Origin of the sequence: Roseitranquillus sediminis, assembly GCF_016918935.1 — a bacterium.
Classification (GTDB): Bacteria; Pseudomonadota; Alphaproteobacteria; order Rhodobacterales; family Rhodobacteraceae; genus Roseitranquillus; species Roseitranquillus sediminis.
The window spans coordinates 64,693-85,020 of sequence record NZ_JAFFOB010000030.1; the positions used below are offsets into that span (position 1 = coordinate 64,693).

A 20,328-nucleotide genomic window follows, 5' to 3' on the forward strand; every position below is an offset into this window, starting at 1 on the left:
ATGCACGGGATCACGGTCCGTACCGAGCCGATCGAGGGGCAGAAGCCCGGCACAAGCGGCCTGCGCAAGAAGACACGGGTGTTCATGGGCCGCCACTACCTCGAGAACTTCGTCGAGGCGATCTGGCGCGGGATCGGCGGGGTGGAGGACGCGACGCTGGTCCTCGGCGGCGACGGGCGGTTCTTCAACGAGCGCGCGGCGCAGGTGATCCTGCGGATGGCGGCCGCCTCAGGCGCGGCCAAGGTGATTGTGGGCCGAAACGCGCTGCTCTCGACGCCCGCGGCCTCGAACCTGATCCGGACGCGCCGCACCGACGGCGGCATCATCCTCTCGGCCAGCCACAATCCGGGCGGGCCGGACGAGGATTTCGGCGTGAAGTTCAACATGCCGAACGGCGGCCCGGCGCCGCAGGACGTGACCGACCGCATCTACGAGGCGTCGAGGACGATCGACAGCTACGACATCGTCGAGTCGCACGACGTCGACCTCGCCACCCCCGGCACCCGGCGCCTGGGCGAGATGGAGATCGAGGTGGTGGACCCGGTCGAGGACTACGCCCACCTGATGGAGCGGCTCTTCGACTTCGACGCGATCCGCAGCCTGCTGGCCGGCGGCTTCCGCATCCGGTTCGACGCGATGCATGCCGTCACCGGACCCTACGCGACGGAGATCCTGAGCAACCGTCTCAGCGCGCCGGAGGGCAGCGTGGTCAACGCGCGGCCCCTGCCGGACTTTGGCGGCGGGCACCCGGACCCCAACCCGATCTGGGCCAAGGACCTGATCGACGCGATGATGGCGGACGACGCGCCGGACTTCGGCGCGGCCAGCGACGGCGACGGCGACCGTAACATGATTGTCGGGCGCGGCGTCTACGTCACGCCGTCCGACAGCCTCGCGGTGCTGGCGGCCAACGCGCACCTCGCGCCGGGCTACCGGGACGGGCTGAAGGGCGTTGCGCGCTCGATGCCCACGAGCCGCGCGCTGGACCGGGTGGCGGCGGCGCGCGGCCTCGACTGCTACGAGACGCCGACGGGGTGGAAGTTCTTCGGCAACCTCCTCGACGCCGGCCGCATCACGCTCTGCGGCGAGGAGAGCGCCGGGACGGGCAGCGACCATGTGCGGGAGAAGGACGGGCTCTGGGCGGTGCTTCTCTGGCTGAACATCCTCGCGGTGACGAAGAAGTCTGTGGCGGATCTGATGGCCGATCACTGGGCCGAGTTCGGGCGAAATCACTATTCCCGCCACGATTACGAGGGCGTCGACGCCGACCGTGCGGCCGAGATGATGGACCGTCTGCGCGGGATGCTGGGCGAACTTCCGGGCCAGGTCTTCGCCGGCCGGACCGTCGAGAGCGCCGACGAGTTCGCCTATGACGACCCCGTCGACGGCAGCCGCGCAGAGGGTCAGGGCATCCGCGTCGGCCTCGATGGCGGCGGCCGGGTCGTCTACCGCCTCTCGGGCACCGGCACGGCCGGAGCGACGGTGCGAGTCTACCTCGAGGACTACACCGACGATCCGGCGCAGGTCCGCACCGCGCCGGAAGAGGCGCTGGCCGGCGTCGTCGCAGCCGCCGAGGAAATTGCGCAGATCCGCGAGCATACGGGCCGCACCGAGCCCGACGTCCGGACGTGAGTGCGGCGGAGCCGCTCGCCCGCCGCGCCCGCGCGCTGCCCGAGGTGGCGTCGGCGATGGCGGCCAATTGCCGCCGCGCCATCAATACCGCCGAAACGGCCTTCGAGGCGCAGCGGGAGATTTCGCGCCATCTCGGCGGCCGCTGGGTCAAGAACCGCGCGGAGTTCGGCTTCTGGACGCCCGAGCTGCTGGACCACCGAGTATCCGACGGCGACGTGTTTCTCGAGGTGCTGTCGCCGGTCGAGCCTCTGGACCTGACGCGCGCGCACCAGGAGGTGCGGTTCGAGCGGCAGTTCCTGCCCGTCGCGCGCTACGAGGCCCACACCTTTGCGGCCGCCGAGGGGCTCCGGCCGGGCCGTCGCGACGCCATCGGCGACTTCTACGCGCTGGTCTGGCGTGACGCGCACGACGTGTGGCACCGTATCCTCGACCCGCTGGCGATGTCGCTGCCCTTCGGCGCGTTCGCGCCGGCCGAGCTCTACGACGTCGAGGCGATGCAGGCGGCGCGGGGCGATTCCGCCTACTGGGCGAGCGTGCGCGGCGAGGCGCCGCACAAGTTCGGGCCGCCGACGAACATCCTGCAGATCCACGTTCCCACGGCCACCGCCGGCGGCACCATCGCCAGCCTGACGCGACAGTTCGAGCGGCTGGCCGAGCGGCTGCGCCACGACCTGCCCAAGGAGCCGCTCGACGAGCTCTACCTTGGCTACGACGCGGTGCAGCTCCTGCCGGTCGAGCCGACGACGGTCTACGAGACTGGCCCCGACTTCTGGAGCGAGGAGCCCGTCGAGGGCAGCGATGCGCTGGCGGTGCAGCTGATCCGGCCCGACACGACGAACTGGGGTTACGACGTGGTGATCGCCGGCATGGCGACGGTCAATCCGGTGCTGCTCGAGTCCGGGCGGCCGGACGAGCTGATCGACCTCGCCGCCGTGCTGCACGATTTTCCCACGAAGCCAAAGATGCTGGTCTTCGACGTGGTCTTCGGCCACTCGGACAATCAGGGCCTCAACACGCTCAACCCGCACTTCTTCGCGGGCCCGAACATGTACGGGCAGAACCTCGACTATCGGAACCCCGCGGTCAGGGCGATCCTGCTCGAGATGCAGCGCCGCAAGGTCGATTTCGGCGCCGACGGCGTGCGGGTTGACGGCGCGCAGGACTTCAAGTGGTGGGACCCGGGCGAGCAGGTGATGCGCCACGACGACGAGTTCCTGCAGCAGATGTCGGACATCGTGCAGACCGTCGCCGGCACCGAGTATCGCCCATGGTTCGTCTTCGAAGACGGTCGCCCCTGGCCGCAGGAGGACTGGGAGCTGAGCTCGACCTACCGCGCCGTCATCGAGGGGCAGCGCGACGAGGACGTCTTCCAGTGGGGGCCGCTGACCTTCGCCCACAACACGCCGTTCCTCTACACTTTCTGGCTGTCGAAGTACTGGCGCATCCGCGAGATGCTGGAGCGGGGCGAGAACTGGATCAGCGGCACCGCGAACCACGACACGCTGAGGCGGGGGACACAGGTGAGCCCCGACCTCAACATAAACACCCGCCTCGGCGACACGCGGATGGAGATCCTCGACAAGGCCTATGACAACCCGGCGGTGTCGCTCCTGACCTACTGCGCATTTCCGGGCGTACCGATGGACTTCCTCAACGCCACCTCGCGCGCGTCGTGGGGCTTCATCCGGAACCAGGACGACAAGTACGGCGTGAAGGTGGTCGCGGAAGAGGCGATCAGCCTCAAGTGGCAGGTCGACGAGTACAGCTACTCCGTCCCCTACAACTTCCGCCGCCTGAAGGAGATGGGGTTCGAGACCCGCGCCGACCTCGCGCGGTTCTTCGAGGTCCTGCCGGCGCTGGTGGACGTGACGGGATACGACCTGCTGGAGATCGCCAAGCTGCTCAACGCCGTGGAGCCACCGCTCGTTGGACCGGAACGCTTCACCGTCGCGGTGCTCAAGGAGGTTTCTCGGGCCTGGATGGACGACATGCACGAATACTGCAACGTAGCCAACTCGATCTCACACCTCGACCCGGCGCAGACGGACTTCATGCTGCGCGTCCGCAACTTCCGCCGGGCGAATCCGTGGCTGCGCCGCAATCTCGGGCCGGCCGACCATTTCGGGTACGTCCAGCCGATCGACGGTCGTACTGTCTTTACCTCTCTGCGAAATGCGCCTGACGGTCGGCAGATCTTCGTCGTGACGCACATGGAGGGCGGCGCGACCGCGGACGTGGACCCGCTAGAGCTCGACGTGCCGGGACTCGGCGGCGGGGGCTGGGCGCTGACGCTGCGGACGCCGACGATCGGAGCGGACTACCAAGGCGGTCCGATCGTGCTGCGCGACAGCATGGGCCTGCTCTACGAGCGCGCCGCCTGACGCGTCACGCGGCGAAGGGGTCGTGCGGGTAGCGCACGCCGGTCAGGCAGAGGCCGCCGGGCGGAGCGACCGGTCCGCATGCGGCGCGATCGGCGGCGGCCAGCGCAACGGCCACGCGCGCGGGCGGCCAGGCATCGGCGCCGACGCGCTCCAGCGTGCCCACGAAGCTGCGCACCTGATTGTGCAGGAAGCTGCGCGCCCGGACGTGCACCGCGATCTCGAGGCCGTAGGGCACCTCGCGGGCCTCGACGCGGACCTCGTCCACCGTCTTGACCGGACTCGCCGACTGGCACTCCGTCGAGCGGAAGGTGGTGAAGTCGTGCCGCCCGACAAGGTGCCGCGCCCCTTCGGCCATCGCCTCGGGGTCGAGCCGGCGCCGGACATGCCAGACCGCGTGGTCCAGCACCGGCGGCGCGCGGCGACAGAGGATGCGGTAGGTGTAGCGCCGCTCGACCGCCGAGAAGCGGGCATGCCAGCCATCCGCCACCTGCGCCACCGCCAGCACGGCCACCGGGTTCGGGCGCAGATGGTGGTTCAGCGCCTCGCCGAGCCGGAAGGGATCCCACGCGCGGATCATGTCGGCCTGTGCGACCTGCCCCGTCGCATGGACCCCGGCGTCTGTCCGGCCTGCTGCGGCGACGGCCGCCGGCTCGGGCTGGACACGGGCGAGCGCAGCTTCGAGCGCGCCCTGCACCGACGGATGCTCCGCCTGCCGCTGCCAGCCGGAGAACGGGCGGCCGTTATATTCGAGGAGGAGGGCGTAGCGCGGCATGGGCGGGCCAATATCGCTCCGCCACGCGCGGCGCAACGCGGGCTGGCAGAGGCACCGCGCCGCGCATAGGTTCCAAGCTTATGGACGAGGCGGGCCAGTGATCTTCGGCGACATCGCCGACGGGATGACGCGGGGGGTCGAGCGGATGGGCGCGACCGTCTCGGAGGCATTCTTCGAGCCGGTGGTGCGGCTCGGCGTCACCGGGCTCAGCCGATCGGGCAAGACCGTATTCATCACGTCACTCGTGGCGAACCTGCTCGACCGGGGTCGGATGCCCGGCTTGACTGCCGCTGCCGAGGGCGCGATCCGCACCGCCTACCTGCAGCCGCAGCCCGACGACACGGTGCCCCGTTTCGACTACGAGGCGCACCTGGCGGCGCTGACCGGCCCGACGCCGCGCTGGCCCGCCGGCACGCGGTCGGTCAGCGAGCTGCGCCTGTCGCTGAGGGTCCAGCCGGGCGGGTTGCTCGGCGGCATCCAGGGGCCGCGGACCGTGCATCTGGACATCGTGGACTATCCCGGCGAGTGGCTGCTGGACCTGTCGCTGCTCGACATGGCGTATCGCGACTGGTCGGAGCAGACGCTGTCGCGCGCCGAGGAGCGGGTGGAAGCGAAGGACTTCCTGGCCGCGCTCGTCGCCGCCGACCCCGCGGCACGGCATGAGGAGCCCGCGGCGCGGGCGCTCTCCGACGCCTTCACCGACTATCTGCACCGGGCGCGGGAGGCGGGCTATTCCGACTGCACGCCCGGCCGGTTCCTGCTGCCGGGCGAGATGGCGGGCAGTCCGGCGCTAACCTTCGCGCCATTGCCGGCCGGCGACAGTGCCCGCGGCAGCCTCGCGCGCGAGTTCGAGCGGCGCTACGAGGCCTACAAGCGCGAGGTGGTGAAGCCCTTCTTTCGCGAGCACTTCGCGCGGATCGACCGGCAGGTGGTGCTGGTCGACGTCCTCGGCGCAATTCATGCGGGGCCGAAGGCGGTGGAGGATTTGCGGCAGGCGATGGCCGACATTCTGGGCGCGTTCCGGCCGGGGCGGAACCGCTGGCTGAGCCGCATCCTGCTGGGCCGCCGGGTGGAGCGCATCCTCTTCGCCGCGACCAAGGCCGACCACCTGCACCACCGCCAGCACGGCCGGCTGACAGCGATCATGGACGCGCTGCTGGCCGACGCGCGCCGCCGCGCTGACTTCGCCGGCGCCCGGACCGGCGCGATGTCGATCGCCGCGCTGCGTGCCACCACGGAGGACACCGTGGAGCATCAGGGGCGGACGCTCGACGTGGTGCGCGGCACGCTGGAGGGCAGCGGCCGCAACGCCGCCTTCTATCCCGGCGCTCTGCCCGAGGACCCGGCGCGACTGCTGTCGCCCGCGCGCGAGGGGGCGGAGCGGTGGCTCGACGCGGACTACGAGGTGATGAGCTTCGCCCCCGCGCCGCTCAGCCTTAGGCCGGGGGAGGGGCCGCCGCACATCCGGCTCGACCGCGCAGCGGAGTTCCTGATCGGGGACCGGCTGAGATGAGCGGGCGCGACGGTCCGGTCCTGATCGAGGACGAGGCGCGCGAGCGGCCGGGGCCGGCGGAGGCCCCGCCTGTGCCCGATGCGGTGGACGAGGGACGGCCGTCCGGTCAGGCGATGCAGACGCTCGCCGCGCTCGCCTCGCGCCGCCGGTCCCGCCTCGCGTCCTGGTTCTGGCGGCTGCTCGTGGCGCTGGTGGCGTTCGCGGTGTCGGTCTGGGCGTGGCAGGCGCTGAACGCGCTGATCCTGCAGAACGAGGTGCTGGGCCTGATCGCGCTGGTGCTGCTGGGCGCGTTCCTGCTGGTCTGCCTCGCCATCGCGATCCAGGAGGTGGCGGCGCTGTCACGCCTCGCGCGGCTCGACCACCTGCACCGCGAGGCCGAGGCGGCGCGGGCGGCGCAGGACCTGACCGCGGCGCGGCGGGTGGGGGACCGGCTGCTGGCGCTCTACGCTCCGCGCGACGAGCTGCGCTGGGGGCGCGACCGTTTCGCCGAGCGGCGCGGGGATGTGTTCGACGCCGATGCGCTCTTCGATCTGGCGGAGGCAGAGCTCCTCGCCCCGCTCGACGCCGCCGCGCGCCGGGAGGTCGAGGCGGCGGCGCGTCAGGTGGCGACGGTGACGGCGCTGGTGCCACTGGCGCTGGCCGATGTCGCGGCGGCGCTGGGCGCGAACCTCCGGATGATCCGCCGCATCGCCGAGATCTACGGCGGGCGCGGCGGCACGCTGGAGGCATGGCGGCTGACGCGGGCGGTGCTGACGCATCTTGTCGCCACGGGGGCGCTCGCGGTGGGCGACGACTTGATCGGCTCGATCGGCGGAGGGCACATGCTGACCAAGGTCTCGCGCCGCTTCGGCGAAGGCGTGGTCAATGGCGCGCTGACAGCCCGCGTCGGCATCGCGGCGATGGAGGTCTGCCGGCCGCTGCCGTTCCACGGGCAACGCCGGCCACGCGTCACCTCGCTCCTGCAGCGGGCGCTGACGGGCCTTTTCCCGGGCGCGACCTGAGCGGTGGACGCCGCCTGCAGCCGGACCTATAAGGCCGCCCATGTTCCACGCGGCGATCATCGTGCGAATTACCGGCCCGGCGCTCTGAGACGAGCCGCCGGGACCTGAAGGCGCGTGCCTTGCGCCGACCGCGACGACCAGACCAGCCCGATTTGCCCCCGAGGACGCCCCGATGTGCGCCGATACCGTGACCACGCCCGACTACCGCGACACGCTGAACCTCCCCCAGACCGACTTTCCCATGCGCGCCGGCCTGCCCAAGCGCGAGCCCGAGTGGCTGTCCCGGTGGGAGCGGATCGGCGTCTACGACCGGCTGCGCGAGAAGGCGGGGCGCGAGGCGTTCATCCTGCACGACGGCCCGCCCTACGCCAACGGCCACCTCCATATCGGCCACGCGCTGAACAAGATCCTCAAGGACATGGTGGTCCGCAGCCAGCAGATGATGGGCCGCGACAGTCGCTACGTCCCTGGCTGGGACTGCCACGGCTTGCCGATCGAGTGGAAGATCGAGGAGCAGTACCGCGCCAAGGGCCGCAACAAGGACGAGGTGCCTGTCGTCGACTTCCGGCAGGAGTGTCGCCGCTTCGCCGAGGGCTGGATCGACATCCAGCGCGCGGAGTTCAAGCGCCTCGGCGTCACCGGCAAGTGGGACGAGCCGTATCTGACCATGGACTTCCACGCCGAGCGGGTGATCGCCGAGGAGTTCATGACGTTCCTGATGAACGGCACGCTCTACCGCGGCTCGAAGCCCGTGATGTGGTCGCCGGTCGAGAAGACCGCGCTCGCCGAGGCCGAAATCGAGTACCACGACAAGGTCAGCCCGGCGATCTGGGTCAAGTTCCCGCTGGTCCAGCACGAGCACCAGCCGCCGCTCGAGGTCGAGGAAGGTGCCGGCAACGGCCGCGCGGGTCGGCGCGAGGACACCGACGGCGCCGCAATCCTGATCTGGACGACGACGCCCTGGACCATCCCCCAGAACCGCGCGGTCTGCTTTGGTCCAGACATTGCCTACGGCCTCTACGAGGTGACGGAGGCGCCGGAGGGCAACTGGCTCGCGAAGGGCGAGCGGGTGATCCTGGCCGACGCGCTGGCCGACTCGGTCTTCGGCCAGGCACGGGTGGAGCACGTCCAGCGCCTGCGCGACGTCGATGCCGAGGAGCTGATCCAGACGTCGCTGGCGCATCCGCTGCGCGGTGCCGAGGGCGCGGCGGGCGAGTGGGACTATGACGTGCCGGTGCTGCCGGGCGAGCACGTCACGGAGGAGGCGGGCACCGGCTTCGTCCACACCGCGCCCAGCCACGGCGACGACGACTACCAGATCGGCCAGAAATACGGCCTGCCGATGACTTGGAACGTGATGGAGAACGGCAGCTTCCGCGAGGACCTGCCTCTCTTCGGCGGCGAGGTCATCATCACGCCGAAGGGCAAGGACGGCGGCGCGAACGAGGCCATCATCCGCAAGCTGGCCGAGGTGGGCGCGCTGGCCGCGCGGGCGAAGTTCTCGCACAGCTACCCGCACAGCTGGCGCTCCAAGGCGCCGGTGATCTTCCGTAACACGCCGCAATGGTTCGCCGCAATCGACCGCCCGGTGGGCGACGGGCAGGACGCGTACGGGACCACGATCCGCGAGCGGGCGCTGCGGTCGATCGACGAGCTGGTGACGTGGACGCCGAGGACGGGCCGCAACCGACTTCACTCGATGATCTCTAACCGGCCCGACTGGGTGCTGAGCCGCCAGCGCGCCTGGGGCGTGCCGCTCACCTGCTTCGTCCGCAAGGGGGCGAGCCCCGAGGACGAGGGCTTCCTGCTGCGCGATCCAGCGGTCAACGCGCGCATCGCGGAGGCGTTCGAGGCCGAGGGCGCGGACGCCTGGTTCCGCGACGATGCCGCCGAGCGCTTCCTGCGGCCGGAGCACGATCCGGCCGAGTGGGAGAAGGTGACCGACATACTCGACGTCTGGTTCGACAGCGGCTCGACCCACGCCTTCGTCCTGCGCGACCGGGCGGACGGTGCGGCGGACGGCATCGCGGACCTCTATCTCGAGGGCACGGACCAGCACCGCGGCTGGTTCCACTCTTCGCTGCTGCAGTCCTGCGGCACCAAGGGGCGGGCGCCGTACCGGGGCGTGCTGACCCACGGCTTCACGCTCGACGAGAAGGGCATGAAGATGTCCAAGTCGCTGGGCAACACCATCCTGCCGGAGGAGGTGGTGAAGCAGTACGGGGCGGACATCCTGCGGCTCTGGGTGGCGCAGTCGGACTACACCGCCGACCAGCGGATCGGGCCGGAGATCCTCAAGGGCACCGCCGACAGCTATCGCCGCCTGCGCAACACGATGCGCTTCCTGCTGGGCAATCTCGCCGGGTTCGGCGACGCGGAGCGGGTGGCGCCGGCCGAGATGCCGGAGCTGGAGCGCTGGGTCCTGCACCGGCTGGCGGAGCTGGATCAGGTCGTGCGCGAAGGCTACGCCGCCTACGACTTCCAGCACGTCTTCCAGACGGTGTTCAACTTCGCGACGGTCGAGCTCTCGTCGTTCTACTTCGACGTGCGCAAGGACGGGCTCTACTGCGACGCGGACGACAGCACGCGGCGGCGGGCGGCGCTGACGGTGCTCGACATCCTGTTCCACCGGCTGACGACGTGGCTCGCGCCGATCCTCGTCTTCACGATGGAGGAGGTCTGGCTGGAGCGCTTCCCGGGCGAGGAGAGCTCGGTGCACCTGGTCGACATGCCCGAGACACCCGCCGAGTGGCGCGACAACGCGCTGGCGGCGAAGTGGGCCGAGGTCCGGCGGGTGCGCCGGGTGGTCACCGCCGCACTCGAGGTCCAGCGGCGGGAGAAGGTGATCGGCGCATCGCTGGAGGCTGCGCCGGTGGTGCACGTCGATTCCGCCCTCACGCGTGAGGCGCTGACCTCGGTCGCCTTCGACGATGTGTGCATCGTCTCCGGCATCGAGGTGATGGACGGGCCCGCGCCGGCCGACGCGTTCCGCCTCGACGAGGTGCCGGGCGTGGGTGTCGTGTTCGCCGAAGCCCCGGGCGAGAAGTGCGAGCGCTGCTGGAAGATCCTGCCGGACGTCGGCACGCACCCCCATCCGGCAGTCTGCGCCCGCTGCGACGAGGCGTTGGGCTGACGCCTCAGCCCGCCCGGCCGATCCGGGCGGCGAGACGCAGCGCATGGCTCGGGTCGCTGGCGGCGACCGGCATCACCGGATCGTAGGCGGCGCGAATCAGAGCCGCGATCTCCGGCCGCAGCACCGTCGCCCCGCCCGGCGCCAGAGCGAGAGGCGAACGGTCGCGGAAGGCCGCCTCGGACCAGAGCAGCATCGTCTGCACGACCTGCCCCAGCGCCAGCGTCTCGGCCGGCATCCTCGCCAGCGCTGCCTCCATCCGCAGGAAGACGAACGCCGCCTTGATGGCGCCGTGCTCGTCGAAGCGGAAGGTACGGTACTGGTTCGCGTCCGCCGCCTGAAGGCGCGTCACCAGCGGCCCGAGCTCCGGGATCAGCCGGTCGAGATTCGGCACCTCGGGCAGCTCCGCCCAGTCGCGCAGGAAGAAGACCATGAGGTTTGCGCCGAGCTCGGGGTCGGTTTCCGCCAACTCGTGCTGCGCCAACTGGCAGATGGCCTCGATGGCGCCCTTGACGATGCCGAGCGTCCGCTCGTCGACGCCGAAGACCACCGGCGCGAGCGGACGGCCCCAGCGGGCGAAGCAATAGCCTCCGTCAGGTCCGGCAAAGTGCCGCGCGACCTCGTCGGATGTCATCGCGGGCGCGGTCTCAGCCACCGCCGAAGAGGTCCGACTGGCCCGCCGTCGCCGGCCGGGCGAGGCCGAGGTGGGTCCACGCCTTGTGCGCCAGCATTCGCCCGCGCGGGGTTCGCGCGATGAGACCCTGCTGCAGCAGGAAGGGTTCGATTACCTCCTCCAGCGCGTCGCGCGACTCCGACAGCGCCGCCGAGATCGTCTCGATCCCGACCGGCCCGCCGCCGTAATTCTCGGCGATGAGCGTCAGGTAGCGGCGGTCGGCGCCGTCGAGACCAAGTTCGTCAACGCCGAGCCGGTTCAGCGCATCGTCGGCCAGCGCCCGCGTCAAACGCCCGTCGCCCTCGACCACGGCGAAGTCCACCACCCGGCGCAGCAGCCGACCCGCGATCCGCGGCGTGCCGCGCGCGCGCCGCGCGATCTCGCGCGTGCCGTCCGGCTCGGCCGCGATTCCCATCAGTCGCGCGCCGCGCCCCACGATTTCGTGCAGCTCGTCCACATCGTAGAACTGCAGCCGGATCGGGATGCCAAACCGGTCGCGCAGCGGCGTCGTCAGGAGGCCTAGCCGCGTCGTCGCTCCGACCAGCGTGAACGGCTGGAGCTCGATCCGCACCGTGCGCGCCGCCGGTCCCTCGCCGATCACGAGGTCGAGCTGGTAGTCCTCGAGCGCGGGGTAGAGCACCTCCTCGACCGCCGGGTTCAGCCGGTGGATCTCGTCGATGAAGAGCACGTCGCGGGCGTCGAGGTTGGTCAGGATCGCGGCCAGGTCGCCCGCCCGCGCCAGCACCGGACCGCTCGTCATGCGGAAGTTCACGCCGAGCTCGCGCGCGACGATCTGCGCCAGCGTCGTCTTGCCCAGCCCCGGCGGCCCGTGGAAAAGCGCGTGGTCCATCGCCGCGCCGCGCCGCCGGGCGCTCTCGATGAAGACGCGCAGGTTCGACCGCGCCTCCGCCTGCCCGATGAACGCGTCGAGCGTCTGCGGCCGCAGCGCGGGGCCGTCGTCCTCGGGCAGGGGCTCGGGGCGGAGGGTCGGGTCGGGTTCGCTCATGCGGCCTTGTCTCCCGCCCGCGGCCGGCTGGCAATCCGCCGCCGCCTCACGCCGGGGCCAGCCGCTTCAGCGCGCCGCGGATCAGCGTAGGCGTGTCCTCGGCGCCGTCGCGCCCCGCCTCGGCCACCGCCCGCTGCGCCTCGGCCGCGGCGTAGCCGAGATTGACGAGCGCCGACACCGCCTCGGCCGTTCCGCCCCCGGCGGGCGCCGGTCCGGCATCGGGCAGCGCATCGGCGAGAGCCGGTCCCTTGCCCTTCAGCTCGTTGACGACCCGCTGCGCGATCTTCGGCCCGACCCCTGGCGCCGCCTTGACCGCGCTCCAGTCGCCGAGTGCAATGGCGCGGCCCAGCCCCTCCGGTCCCAGCGCGCCGAGGATCGCCATCGCGGCGCGGGCGCCGACGCCCTGCACCGTCACCAGCAGCCGGTGCCACTCCACCTCCTGCAAGGTGCGGTATCCGATCAGCTGCAGGAGATCCTCGCGTACGACCAGCTCGGTCCAGAGCGCCGCGGCCTCGCCCCGCGGCGGCAGCTCCGCCAGCGTCCGCGACGAGACGTGCACCACGTAGCCGACGCCGCCCACGTCGACGAGGACGTGGTCCGCGCCCCGGTGCTCGACGCGTCCCGCGATGCGACCTATCATCCCGCCCCCCTCATCGCGCCCGCTCTACCGCCGCCGCCAGCCGCGCCGAGGCGCCGGCCGCCCAGGCGTGGCAGAGCGCGACGGCGAGCGCGTCGCAGGCGTCCGGTCCAACGGGCTCGACCCCCGGCAGAAGCATACGCACCATGTGCGCCACCTGCCGCTTATCGGCGTGGCCGACGCCGACCACCGCTTTCTTCACCGCGTTCGGGGCGTATTCCCCGACGTCAAGCCCGGCCTGCGCCGGCACCAGCAGCGCGATCCCGCGCGCCTGACCCAGCTTCAGCGTTCCCGCGCCGTCGCGGTTGACGAAAGTGTTCTCGACGGCCGCCGTATCGGGCGCGTGCGTGCTAACCACCTCGGTCAACTGGCGGTAGAGGCTGAGGAGGCGAGCGGCGAGGTCCCGCCCCTCGGTCCGGCACTGTCCGTTGGCGACGTGGCTGACGCGCCCGCCCTTCACCGCGACGACTCCCCAGCCGAGCGACCGCAGACCCGGATCGATTCCGATGACGCGCATCGCCTGCCTGCCCCCGTTGACGCCGCTGGAAGAGGGCTAGCACGAAACGCGAACGGACGCCAAGCCGCACGGCGGCCGGAGGCTTTAGGCGCGGCGGCGCATCGTCAGGGTGGTCCACTCGCCGATGTCCTCGCGCGCCTCGTCCTCGAAGCCTTGGGCGCGATAGGCCTCGGCGGCGGGCGCGCCCTGCTCGACGAGGAGGCCCGAGAGGATGACCCGCCCGCCGGGCGCAACCACCTGCGCGAGGTCGGGCGCGAGTGCGACTAGCGGCGCCATCAGGATGTTGGCGAAGACGAGGTCGTAGGGTGCGGCGGCGGCGATCTGCGAGTCGGATGTCCCGCTGGCCTCGACGCACGTCACCCGGCCTTGGAGCCCGTTGGCCGCCACGTTGGCGCGGGCGACCTCGACCGCGACCGGGTCGATGTCCGAAGCGACGACCGGCACGCGCCACACTCGCGCCGCAGCCATCGCCAGCAGGGCGGTGCCGCAGCCGATGTCCGCAATCGCGCGCGGCGCGGGACCGTCCGCCAGCCGGTTGAGGGCGCGCAGGCAGCCCAGCGTCGTGCCGTGGTGGCCGGTGCCGAAGGCCATCGCCGCCTCGATCAGCAGCGCGATCCGGCCCTCGGGCACACGGTCCGCGTCATGGCTGCCATGGACGAAGAAGCGGCCCGCCTCCACCGGGGCGAGGTCGCGGCGCACCTTGGCGACCCAATCCGTTTCGGGCAGTTCGCTCACCGCGAAGGGGCGGGCGCCGGTGGCGACGGCGAGCAGCGCCAGCGCCGCCTCGTCGGGGGGCGCCTCGAAATAGCCGCCGACTTCCCAGAGGCCCGAGCCGTCCTCGATCTCGAAGACGCCGACGCCGGTCGGCTCGGGGTCAAGCCGCTCCATCGCCTCGGCAAGTGCGCGCGCCTGCGCTTCGCCGGAGAGGGTGGTAAGGGCGGTGTAGGTGGTCATCAAGCTCTCCGGCATCCGCGAACGGGGCCGTATAGCCGCGTGGGCAGCGGCGCGGCAACCGCAAGCCGCGTCAGCCGATGGCGCGTGCCGGGTTGCCGACGACCCGTCCCTCGGGCGGAACGTCGCGCGTCACCACCGCGCCAGCGCCGACGATGGCACCCGCGCCGATCGTCACCCCCGGCAGCACGATGGCGCCGCCGCCGATCCAGACCTCGGAGCCGATCGTGACCGGCAACGCCCGCTCCAGCCCCTTCAGCCGCTCGGCCCGGCCGCGGTGATGGTCGGCGCAGTAGATCTGCACGAGCGGTCCGAGCATGGTGCGGCGGCCGATGCGCACGGGCGCGGTGTCGAGGATAACGCAGCCGGCGTTGATGTAGACGCCGTCCTCCAGCGTCAGGTTGCGCCCGTAGGCCACGTGCAACGGCGCCTCGATAAAGACGCCGCGCCCGATGCCGGCGAACAGCGCCGCGAGGTCGGGCGCGCAGGCGCCGCGGCTGTCCGGCTCCATCGTATTGTGCCGGTGAACTGCCCGGCGCGCCTCGACGCGCAGCGCGTCAAGCTCGGGCTCCATGCAGTTGTACCAGATACCGCCGGCAATCCGCTGGAGCGCCGGGTGCGTCACGCCATCGCGGCGCCGGTGCCGATCGGGCAGGTCACGCCGGTGCCGCCGATGCCGCAATAGCCGCCAGGGTTCTTGGCGAGGTACTGCTGGTGGTAATCCTCGGCCATGTAGAACGGCCCCGCCGGCCGGATCTCGGTGGCGATGTCGCCGTAGCCGGCGGCGCGCAGCCGGGGCTGGAACTCCTCCGCCGAGCGCTCGGCCGCGGCGCGCTGGGCGTCGGTGGTGGGATAGATGCCCGAGCGGTACTGGGTGCCCACATCGTTGCCCTGCCGCATCACCTGCGTCGGGTCGTGCCCCTCCCAGAAGGTGCGGAGCAGGTCGTCGTAGGTGATGACCTTCGGGTCGTAGACCACGCGCACCACCTCGTTATGTCCGGTCTGGCCGGTGCAGACCTCGCGGTAGGTGGGGTTCGGCGTGTGGCCGGCGGCGTAGCCCACCATTGTCAGGTGCACGCCCGGCAGCTTCCAAAACATCCGCTCGACGCCCCAGAAGCAGCCCATCCCGAAGATCGCCACCTCCATCCCCTCGGGCACGTCCAGCGTCAGCGGCCGCCCCGAGACGAAATGGGTGTCGGCGGTGGGGATGGCCTCGGGCCGTCCGGGCAGGGCGTCCGTGGGCGACACCATCTCGGTCTTTTTCCTGGCGAAGAACATGGTCCATCTCCTGTTCCGGTCACGCGCGATATAGGTCGTCGCGGCGCGGCCCGCTACTCGGCCGGCGCGGGCAGGACGGCGGCGAAGATCGTCTCGTTGCCCGGCGCCGGGTGCCGCGGGATCAGCAGCGCTAGGCAGAGGGAGATCCCCGCCATGGCCGCGGCGAGCAGGAACACCGAGCCCGGCGAGGTGATCCAGAGGTAGCCCAGCAGGGCCGGCAGGAACACCGCTGCGATGTGGTTGATCGTGAAGGCGACCGCCGCGGTGGGCGCGATGTCGCCCGGGTCCGCGATCTTCTGGAAGTAGGTCTTGAGCGCGAAGGCCAGCGCGAAGAACAGGTGGTCGACCACGTAGAGCGTCGCCGCCAGCGCCACGCCCCAGCCGAAGTAGTAGATCCCGCCGTAGAGCAAGAAGACCGTCACCAGCCCGACGTACTCGAACGTCAGCGCCGCCCGCTCGCCCCAGCGGCCGACGGCGCGGCCCATCAGCGGGGCGAAGAGCATGTTAGCGAGGAAGTTCACCAGGAACAGCGCCGTGACCTCGTGCACCTCGAAGCCGAAACGCTCGACCATCATGAAGGCGGCGAAGACCACAAAGATCTGCCGCCGCGCGCCGGACATGAACTGCAGTGCGTAGTAGAGCCAGTAGCGGCGGCGCAGCACCATCCGCTTGACCTGCGGGTTCGGCGCCTCGAACTGCGGGAACGCGATCATGCAGTAGATCGCGATCGCGAGGCACGCGCCGCCGGAGATCAGGTAGACGGTCATGTAGCTGAGGCCGAACGTCTCCCACGTCGCGACCAGCGTGCCGTAGGAGACGAGGCTCGCGCCCGAGCCGATGGCAACGATCCAGCCCAGCACCTGCGGCGCCCGGTCGCGCGGCAGCCACTGGAGTTGCAGGCTCTGGTTCACCGTCTCGAAGTAGTGGAACCCGATCGACGAGAGCATCGTGATGGTAAGGATGCCGCCGAGGCTGGGGAAGAACGCGGTCACCGCCGTCGCCGCGCCGAGCAGCGCGAGGCTGACGAGGCCCAGCACCTGCTCACGCACGAAGATGATGATCGCGATGACGCCGACGGCGAGGAAGCCGGGGATCTCGCGCACCGTGTGCAACCAGCCGATCTCAACGCCGGTGAAGCCCGCCGCGTCAATCACGAAGTTGTTGAGCAGCGCCGACCACGTGGCGAACGCGAGCGGCATGGCCGCCGCCATCAGGAAGAGCAGCGTCGTTGGCCGCTTCCAGAAGGGCAGCCGTCGCGCCTCGGCGAGCGGGACGTATCGCATGGGCAGTCCACCTGGAGCGGTGACGCGGCGGGAATTGCCGCAAACGCACCCGCTATACGACCGCGCGGTCCAGAGTAACAGAGGCGACGCCCGAGGCCGCGTCGGCGGCGATGGCGCGGGCCTCGGCGGCGTTGGTGCGGAACTGGCCCATCGCCGTGGCGCGGTAGCCGCAGAAGTAGAGGCCCGCGACGGGGCCAGGCGCCCCGGACCGCGCCGGGCGGCCGTCGGGCATGAGCGCCCCCGGCACCCCGCCGAAGATCGCGCTCAGGTCCGGCCGAAAACCGGTCGCCAGGACCAGCGCGTCGTACTCGTCCGTCGAGCCGTCGGCGAAGGTCACGCGCGGGCCGTCGAGCCGCGCGATGCCGGGGCGCAAGGCGATGTCGCCCGAGCGGATGCGCCCGAGCGTGCCGATGTCGAGGAGCGGGATGCGCTGATCCTCGGCCACCGCCGTCGCCGGACCCTTTTCCGGGCGGGCGAGGCCGATCCGCGACAGGTCCCCCAGCACCAGCCGCATGAGGGGCGCGGCGACGCGATCGGCGGCGCGTGGGCCGAGGAGTCGCTGGAGCAGCTGAAGCCGGTAGACCGGCACGCCGAAGATGTCCCGCGGCAGGACGTTGACCGGGCGCCGCACGGCCAGGTGGACCTGCCGGCCCGCCTCGCTGAGCTCGAGCGCGATCTCGCCGCCGGAGTTGCCGAAGCCAACGACGAGCACGCGCTGCCCAGCGACGGAGGACGGGTTGCGGTAGTCGGCGGTGTGCGTGACCGGCCCGCGAAACGTCCCCAGGCCGGGCCAGTCCGGCCGGTGCGGGCGTCCGCTGAGGCCAGTGGCGCAGACGACGATGTCTGCCCCCTCCTCGCCCGTGTCCGTCTCGATGCGCCAGCCGGAACGGCCGCGCAGGACGCGCTGCACGCTCACCCCGAGCCGCGGCCGGATTGCGAAGTGGCGCGCATAGCCTTCAAGATACTCGGCGACCTGGTCCCGGGGGAGGTAGCGCGGCCAGTCACGCGGCATCGGCAGGCCGGGAAGCGATGAGTGCGACTTCGGCGTGTGCAGGTGCAGCCGGTCGTAGCGTCCGTGCCAGGCGGCGCCGATCCGGTCGGCGCGGTCCAGCACCTCGACCGCGATTCCCTTGCGCTTGAAGGCGGCCGCGACGGCCAGTCCGGCCGAACCCGCGCCGATCACCGTCGCCCGCATCGTCCGCTCCTCCCGGTTGCGCGCTTGATCGTAGTGGCGTCCCGCAGGTGAGCCAAGTGCCGCGGGACCGGCAAGGGAACGCCGCCTCGTGCCGCCGTTGCCTACGCGGGCAGCGGTGTCAGAGGAAGCTCTGCGGGTCGATGTCCACGACGAGGCGCACGTTCGACGGCAGCTTGATCTGGGCGGTCCAGGTGGCCAGCGCGGCCTGCAGCGGCGCGGCGCGGTCGGCCTTGGCCAGGAGGCGCACGCGGTGCCGACCGCGGATGCGGGCGATGGGCGCAGGGGCCGGACCCCACACCTGAGCGCCGATCCGGCGCAGCGGCTCGTCGCGGCGCGCGAGCTCGGTGCCGGCGGAGAAGACGGCGTCGAGATCGGGCGATGACAGGATGATGCCCGCCATCCGGCCGAAGGGCGGCATGCCCATCGCGCGACGCTCGGTCGCCTCGGCGCGCCAGAACCCGTCCTCGTCGCCCGAAAGAATCGCGCGGATAACCGAATGCTCCGGCTGATGGGTCTGGAGCAGCGCCAGCCCCTCGCGTTCGGCCCGCCCGGCGCGGCCGGCGACCTGGCGCATCAGCTGGAACGTCCGCTCGGCGGCGCGAAGGTCCGAGCCCTGCAGGCCGAGATCGGCGTCGACCACGCCGACCAACGTCAGCAGCGGGAAGTTGTGCCCCTTGGCGACGAGCTGCGTGCCGATCACGAGGTCGGCCTCGCCGCGCGCGATCGACGCGATGGCGGCCTTGAGCGCGCGGGCGGAGGCGAAGAGGTCAGAGGAGAGCACAGAGACCCGCGCGTCCGGGAAGAGCGTGGCGCACTCCTCGGCCATGCGTTCGACGCCGGGGCCGACGGCGGCGAGGCGGCCCTCGACCCCGCAAGTCGGGCAGGCAGTCGGCATCGGCCGGGTCTCGCCGCACTGGTGGCAGACGAGGCGGCCGCGGAACCGATGCTCGACCATGCGCGCGTCGCACTGGCGGCAGGCGATCTGGCCGCCGCAGGCGCGGCAGAGCGTGACGGGGGCATAGCCGCGCCGGTTGAGGAAGAGGAGGCTCTGCTCGCCCGCCGCCATCCGCTCGCGCACCGCCGCCGCCAGCGGGTCCGAGATCCAGCGGCCGGCGGGCAGCGACTGCTGGCGCATGTCGATGGCCTGCATCCGCGGCATCTCCGCTGTGCCCGCGCGGGCCGTCAGGTCGAGCCGCTCGTACTTCGCGGCCTCGGCGTTGACCCAGGTCTCGAGCGAGGGCGTGGCGCTCGCCAGCACCACCCGCGCCTCCTCGATCGAGGCGCGCAGGACCGCCATGTCGCGGGCGTTGTAGAGCACGCCGTCCTCCTGCTTGTAGGAGGTGTCGTGCTCCTCATCCACGACGATCAGGCCGAGGTCGCGGAACGGCAGGAAGAGCGCGGAGCGCGCGCCGACGACGAGTCCCGCGCCGCCCTCGGCCGCCATGCGCCAGCAGCGCCGCCGCTCGGTCATGGTGACGCCGGAATGCCATTCGGCCGGTCGGGCGCCGAAGCGGGCCTCGACGCGGGTGAGGAATTCCGCAGTCAGCGCGATTTCGGGCAGGAGCACGAGGGCCTGGCGGCCGTGGCGCAACGTCTCAGCCACCGCCTCGAGATAGACCTCGGTCTTGCCCGAGCCGGTGACGCCCTTGAGCAGCGTCGTGCCGTAGCCGCCGTCGCGTGCGCCCGTCCGCAGCCGGTCGGCGGCCGCCGCCTGTTCGTCGGAGAGGGCGACGCCGCGGCGCGACGGGTCGAGGCGCGGGTAGGGCAGGTCGCGCGGCGTGTCCTGCTCGACGAGGACGCCCTGCGCGACGAGGCCCTTGACCACGCCCGACGAGACGCCGGCCATGGCGGAGAGCTCGCCCAGCGTGACCGCCGCGCCGCCGAACTCGTCGAGCGCGGCGAGGACGCGGCGACGCGCATCGGTCATCCGCGAAGGCTCGACGGTGCCGCGGCGGTAGACCTTGCGCATCGACGGTGGGTCGCCGAGCGCGGGCGAACGGGTCGCCATCCTTAGCATCGCGGGGAGCGGCGTCAGGGTGTAGTCAGCGGCGCGCTCAAGGAAGAGCTGCATCGCGGGGCGCATGGGCGGGACCTCGAGCACACGGTCGATGCCGCGCAGGCGCGCCGCGTCGAAGTCGCCGAGGCCAGCGCCCCAGACCACGCCGAGCACCAGCCGCGGACCGAGCGGCACCGCCACGAAGTCGCCTAAGGCGCAGCCGTCCGCGGGCGCGCGGTAGTCCAGCGTCCGGTCGAGCGGCTGCGTCGTCAGGACCGCCACGTGGTCGCCGGGCGCGAAGCGGCTCACGCCCGCAGGGCTTTCCGGCGATGCTGTGCTAGGCTAGAGACAGGCACCAGCCGC

Annotated in this window: 16 protein-coding genes; 5 read left to right on the top strand and 11 right to left on the bottom strand. The window is 71.6% G+C overall.

Going from position 1 to position 20,328, the window contains the following annotated elements:
• Both JM664_RS18190 and gghA read left to right on the top strand, forming a co-directional pair.
• Entirely contained in the window at positions 1-1,632 is a 1,632-nt protein-coding gene (locus JM664_RS18190) for an alpha-D-glucose phosphate-specific phosphoglucomutase (RefSeq protein ID WP_227421355.1), read from the top strand.
• Positions 1,629-4,013 (top strand): glucosylglycerol hydrolase, encoded by a 2,385-nt coding sequence (gene gghA / locus JM664_RS18195; protein ID WP_227421356.1) that lies wholly within the window; start codon positions 1,629-1,631, stop codon positions 4,011-4,013. The genes JM664_RS18190 and gghA overlap by 4 nt, the downstream gene beginning before the upstream one ends.
• 4 nt (positions 4,014-4,017) lie before the next feature.
• Here the strand turns inward: gghA and truA are convergent, their stop codons facing one another.
• Positions 4,018-4,785, bottom strand: coding sequence for a tRNA pseudouridine(38-40) synthase TruA (gene truA / locus JM664_RS18200; RefSeq protein WP_227421357.1), 768 nt, complete (start codon positions 4,783-4,785; stop codon positions 4,018-4,020).
• 124 nt (positions 4,786-4,909) lie between these two features.
• Between truA and JM664_RS18205 the strand changes: the two genes are divergently transcribed.
• The 3 genes from JM664_RS18205 to ileS all read left to right on the top strand — a co-directional run bounded on the left by JM664_RS18205 (position 4,910) and on the right by ileS (position 10,432).
• A complete protein-coding gene (locus JM664_RS18205) occupies positions 4,910-6,298 on the top strand; it encodes a YcjX family GTP-binding protein (RefSeq protein ID WP_264465805.1) in 1,389 nt (462 codons plus the stop codon).
• Entirely contained in the window at positions 6,295-7,299 is a 1,005-nt protein-coding gene (locus JM664_RS18210; protein WP_227421359.1) for a YcjF family protein, read from the top strand. Before JM664_RS18205 ends, JM664_RS18210 begins: the two co-directional genes overlap by 4 nt.
• Positions 7,300-7,471: 172 nt before the next feature.
• On the top strand, positions 7,472-10,432 hold the full coding sequence (gene ileS, locus JM664_RS18215; protein ID WP_227421360.1) for an isoleucine--tRNA ligase: 2,961 nt from the start codon (positions 7,472-7,474) through the stop codon (positions 10,430-10,432).
• A 4-nt stretch (positions 10,433-10,436) separates the two neighbouring features.
• Here the strand turns inward: ileS and JM664_RS18220 are convergent, their stop codons facing one another.
• The 10 genes from JM664_RS18220 to JM664_RS18265 all read right to left on the bottom strand — a co-directional run bounded on the left by JM664_RS18220 (position 10,437) and on the right by JM664_RS18265 (position 20,274).
• Positions 10,437-11,063 (bottom strand): hypothetical protein, encoded by a 627-nt coding sequence (locus tag JM664_RS18220; RefSeq protein ID WP_227421361.1) that lies wholly within the window; start codon positions 11,061-11,063, stop codon positions 10,437-10,439.
• A 13-nt stretch (positions 11,064-11,076) separates the two neighbouring features.
• Positions 11,077-12,108, bottom strand: a complete 1,032-nt coding sequence (gene ruvB, locus JM664_RS18225; protein ID WP_227421362.1) for a Holliday junction branch migration DNA helicase RuvB — start codon at positions 12,106-12,108, stop codon at positions 11,077-11,079.
• A 46-nt stretch (positions 12,109-12,154) separates the two neighbouring features.
• Complete coding sequence (gene ruvA, locus JM664_RS18230) at positions 12,155-12,748, bottom strand: Holliday junction branch migration protein RuvA (RefSeq protein ID WP_227421363.1); 594 nt, start codon at positions 12,746-12,748, stop codon at positions 12,155-12,157.
• A 10-nt stretch (positions 12,749-12,758) separates the two neighbouring features.
• Positions 12,759-13,262: a crossover junction endodeoxyribonuclease RuvC gene (gene ruvC / locus JM664_RS18235; RefSeq protein ID WP_227421364.1), complete on the bottom strand. Its 504-nt coding sequence runs from the start codon at positions 13,260-13,262 to the stop codon at positions 12,759-12,761.
• 84 nt (positions 13,263-13,346) lie between these two features.
• On the bottom strand, positions 13,347-14,216 hold the full coding sequence (locus JM664_RS18240) for a 50S ribosomal protein L11 methyltransferase (RefSeq protein ID WP_227421365.1): 870 nt from the start codon (positions 14,214-14,216) through the stop codon (positions 13,347-13,349).
• A 70-nt stretch (positions 14,217-14,286) separates the two neighbouring features.
• Complete coding sequence (locus tag JM664_RS18245; RefSeq protein ID WP_319637560.1) at positions 14,287-14,838, bottom strand: sugar O-acetyltransferase; 552 nt, start codon at positions 14,836-14,838, stop codon at positions 14,287-14,289.
• On the bottom strand, positions 14,835-15,491 hold the full coding sequence (gene msrA / locus JM664_RS18250; RefSeq protein ID WP_227421366.1) for a peptide-methionine (S)-S-oxide reductase MsrA: 657 nt from the start codon (positions 15,489-15,491) through the stop codon (positions 14,835-14,837). Before msrA ends, JM664_RS18245 begins: the two co-directional genes overlap by 4 nt.
• A 53-nt stretch (positions 15,492-15,544) precedes the next feature.
• Entirely contained in the window at positions 15,545-16,774 is a 1,230-nt protein-coding gene (locus tag JM664_RS18255; RefSeq protein WP_227421367.1) for an MFS transporter, read from the bottom strand.
• Between the two features lie 52 nt (positions 16,775-16,826).
• Positions 16,827-17,969, bottom strand: coding sequence for a flavin-containing monooxygenase (locus JM664_RS18260; RefSeq protein WP_227421368.1), 1,143 nt, complete (start codon positions 17,967-17,969; stop codon positions 16,827-16,829).
• Positions 17,970-18,087: 118 nt separating this feature from the next.
• On the bottom strand, positions 18,088-20,274 hold the full coding sequence (locus tag JM664_RS18265) for a primosomal protein N' (RefSeq protein WP_227421369.1): 2,187 nt from the start codon (positions 20,272-20,274) through the stop codon (positions 18,088-18,090).
• Between the last annotated feature and the right edge of the window lie 54 nt (positions 20,275-20,328).

What these genes read in the sequence shown, in the direction of transcription:
- JM664_RS18190 (WP_227421355.1), top strand. Translation starts at nt 1, where the DNA reads ATGCACGGGATCACGGTCCGTACCGAGCCGATCGAGGGGCAGAAGCCC.
- truA (WP_227421357.1), bottom strand. Translation starts at nt 4,785, where the DNA reads ATGCCGCGCTACGCCCTCCTCCTCGAATATAACGGCCGCCCGTTCTCC.
- JM664_RS18205 (WP_264465805.1), top strand. Translation starts at nt 4,910, where the DNA reads ATGACGCGGGGGGTCGAGCGGATGGGCGCGACCGTCTCGGAGGCATTC.
- JM664_RS18210 (WP_227421359.1), top strand. Translation starts at nt 6,295, where the DNA reads ATGAGCGGGCGCGACGGTCCGGTCCTGATCGAGGACGAGGCGCGCGAG.
- ileS (WP_227421360.1), top strand. Translation starts at nt 7,472, where the DNA reads ATGTGCGCCGATACCGTGACCACGCCCGACTACCGCGACACGCTGAAC.
- JM664_RS18220 (WP_227421361.1), bottom strand. Translation starts at nt 11,063, where the DNA reads ATGACATCCGACGAGGTCGCGCGGCACTTTGCCGGACCTGACGGAGGC.
- ruvB (WP_227421362.1), bottom strand. Translation starts at nt 12,108, where the DNA reads ATGAGCGAACCCGACCCGACCCTCCGCCCCGAGCCCCTGCCCGAGGAC.
- ruvA (WP_227421363.1), bottom strand. Translation starts at nt 12,748, where the DNA reads ATGATAGGTCGCATCGCGGGACGCGTCGAGCACCGGGGCGCGGACCAC.
- ruvC (WP_227421364.1), bottom strand. Translation starts at nt 13,262, where the DNA reads ATGCGCGTCATCGGAATCGATCCGGGTCTGCGGTCGCTCGGCTGGGGA.
- JM664_RS18240 (WP_227421365.1), bottom strand. Translation starts at nt 14,216, where the DNA reads ATGACCACCTACACCGCCCTTACCACCCTCTCCGGCGAAGCGCAGGCG.
- msrA (WP_227421366.1), bottom strand. Translation starts at nt 15,491, where the DNA reads ATGTTCTTCGCCAGGAAAAAGACCGAGATGGTGTCGCCCACGGACGCC.
- JM664_RS18255 (WP_227421367.1), bottom strand. Translation starts at nt 16,774, where the DNA reads ATGCGATACGTCCCGCTCGCCGAGGCGCGACGGCTGCCCTTCTGGAAG.
- JM664_RS18260 (WP_227421368.1), bottom strand. Translation starts at nt 17,969, where the DNA reads ATGCGGGCGACGGTGATCGGCGCGGGTTCGGCCGGACTGGCCGTCGCG.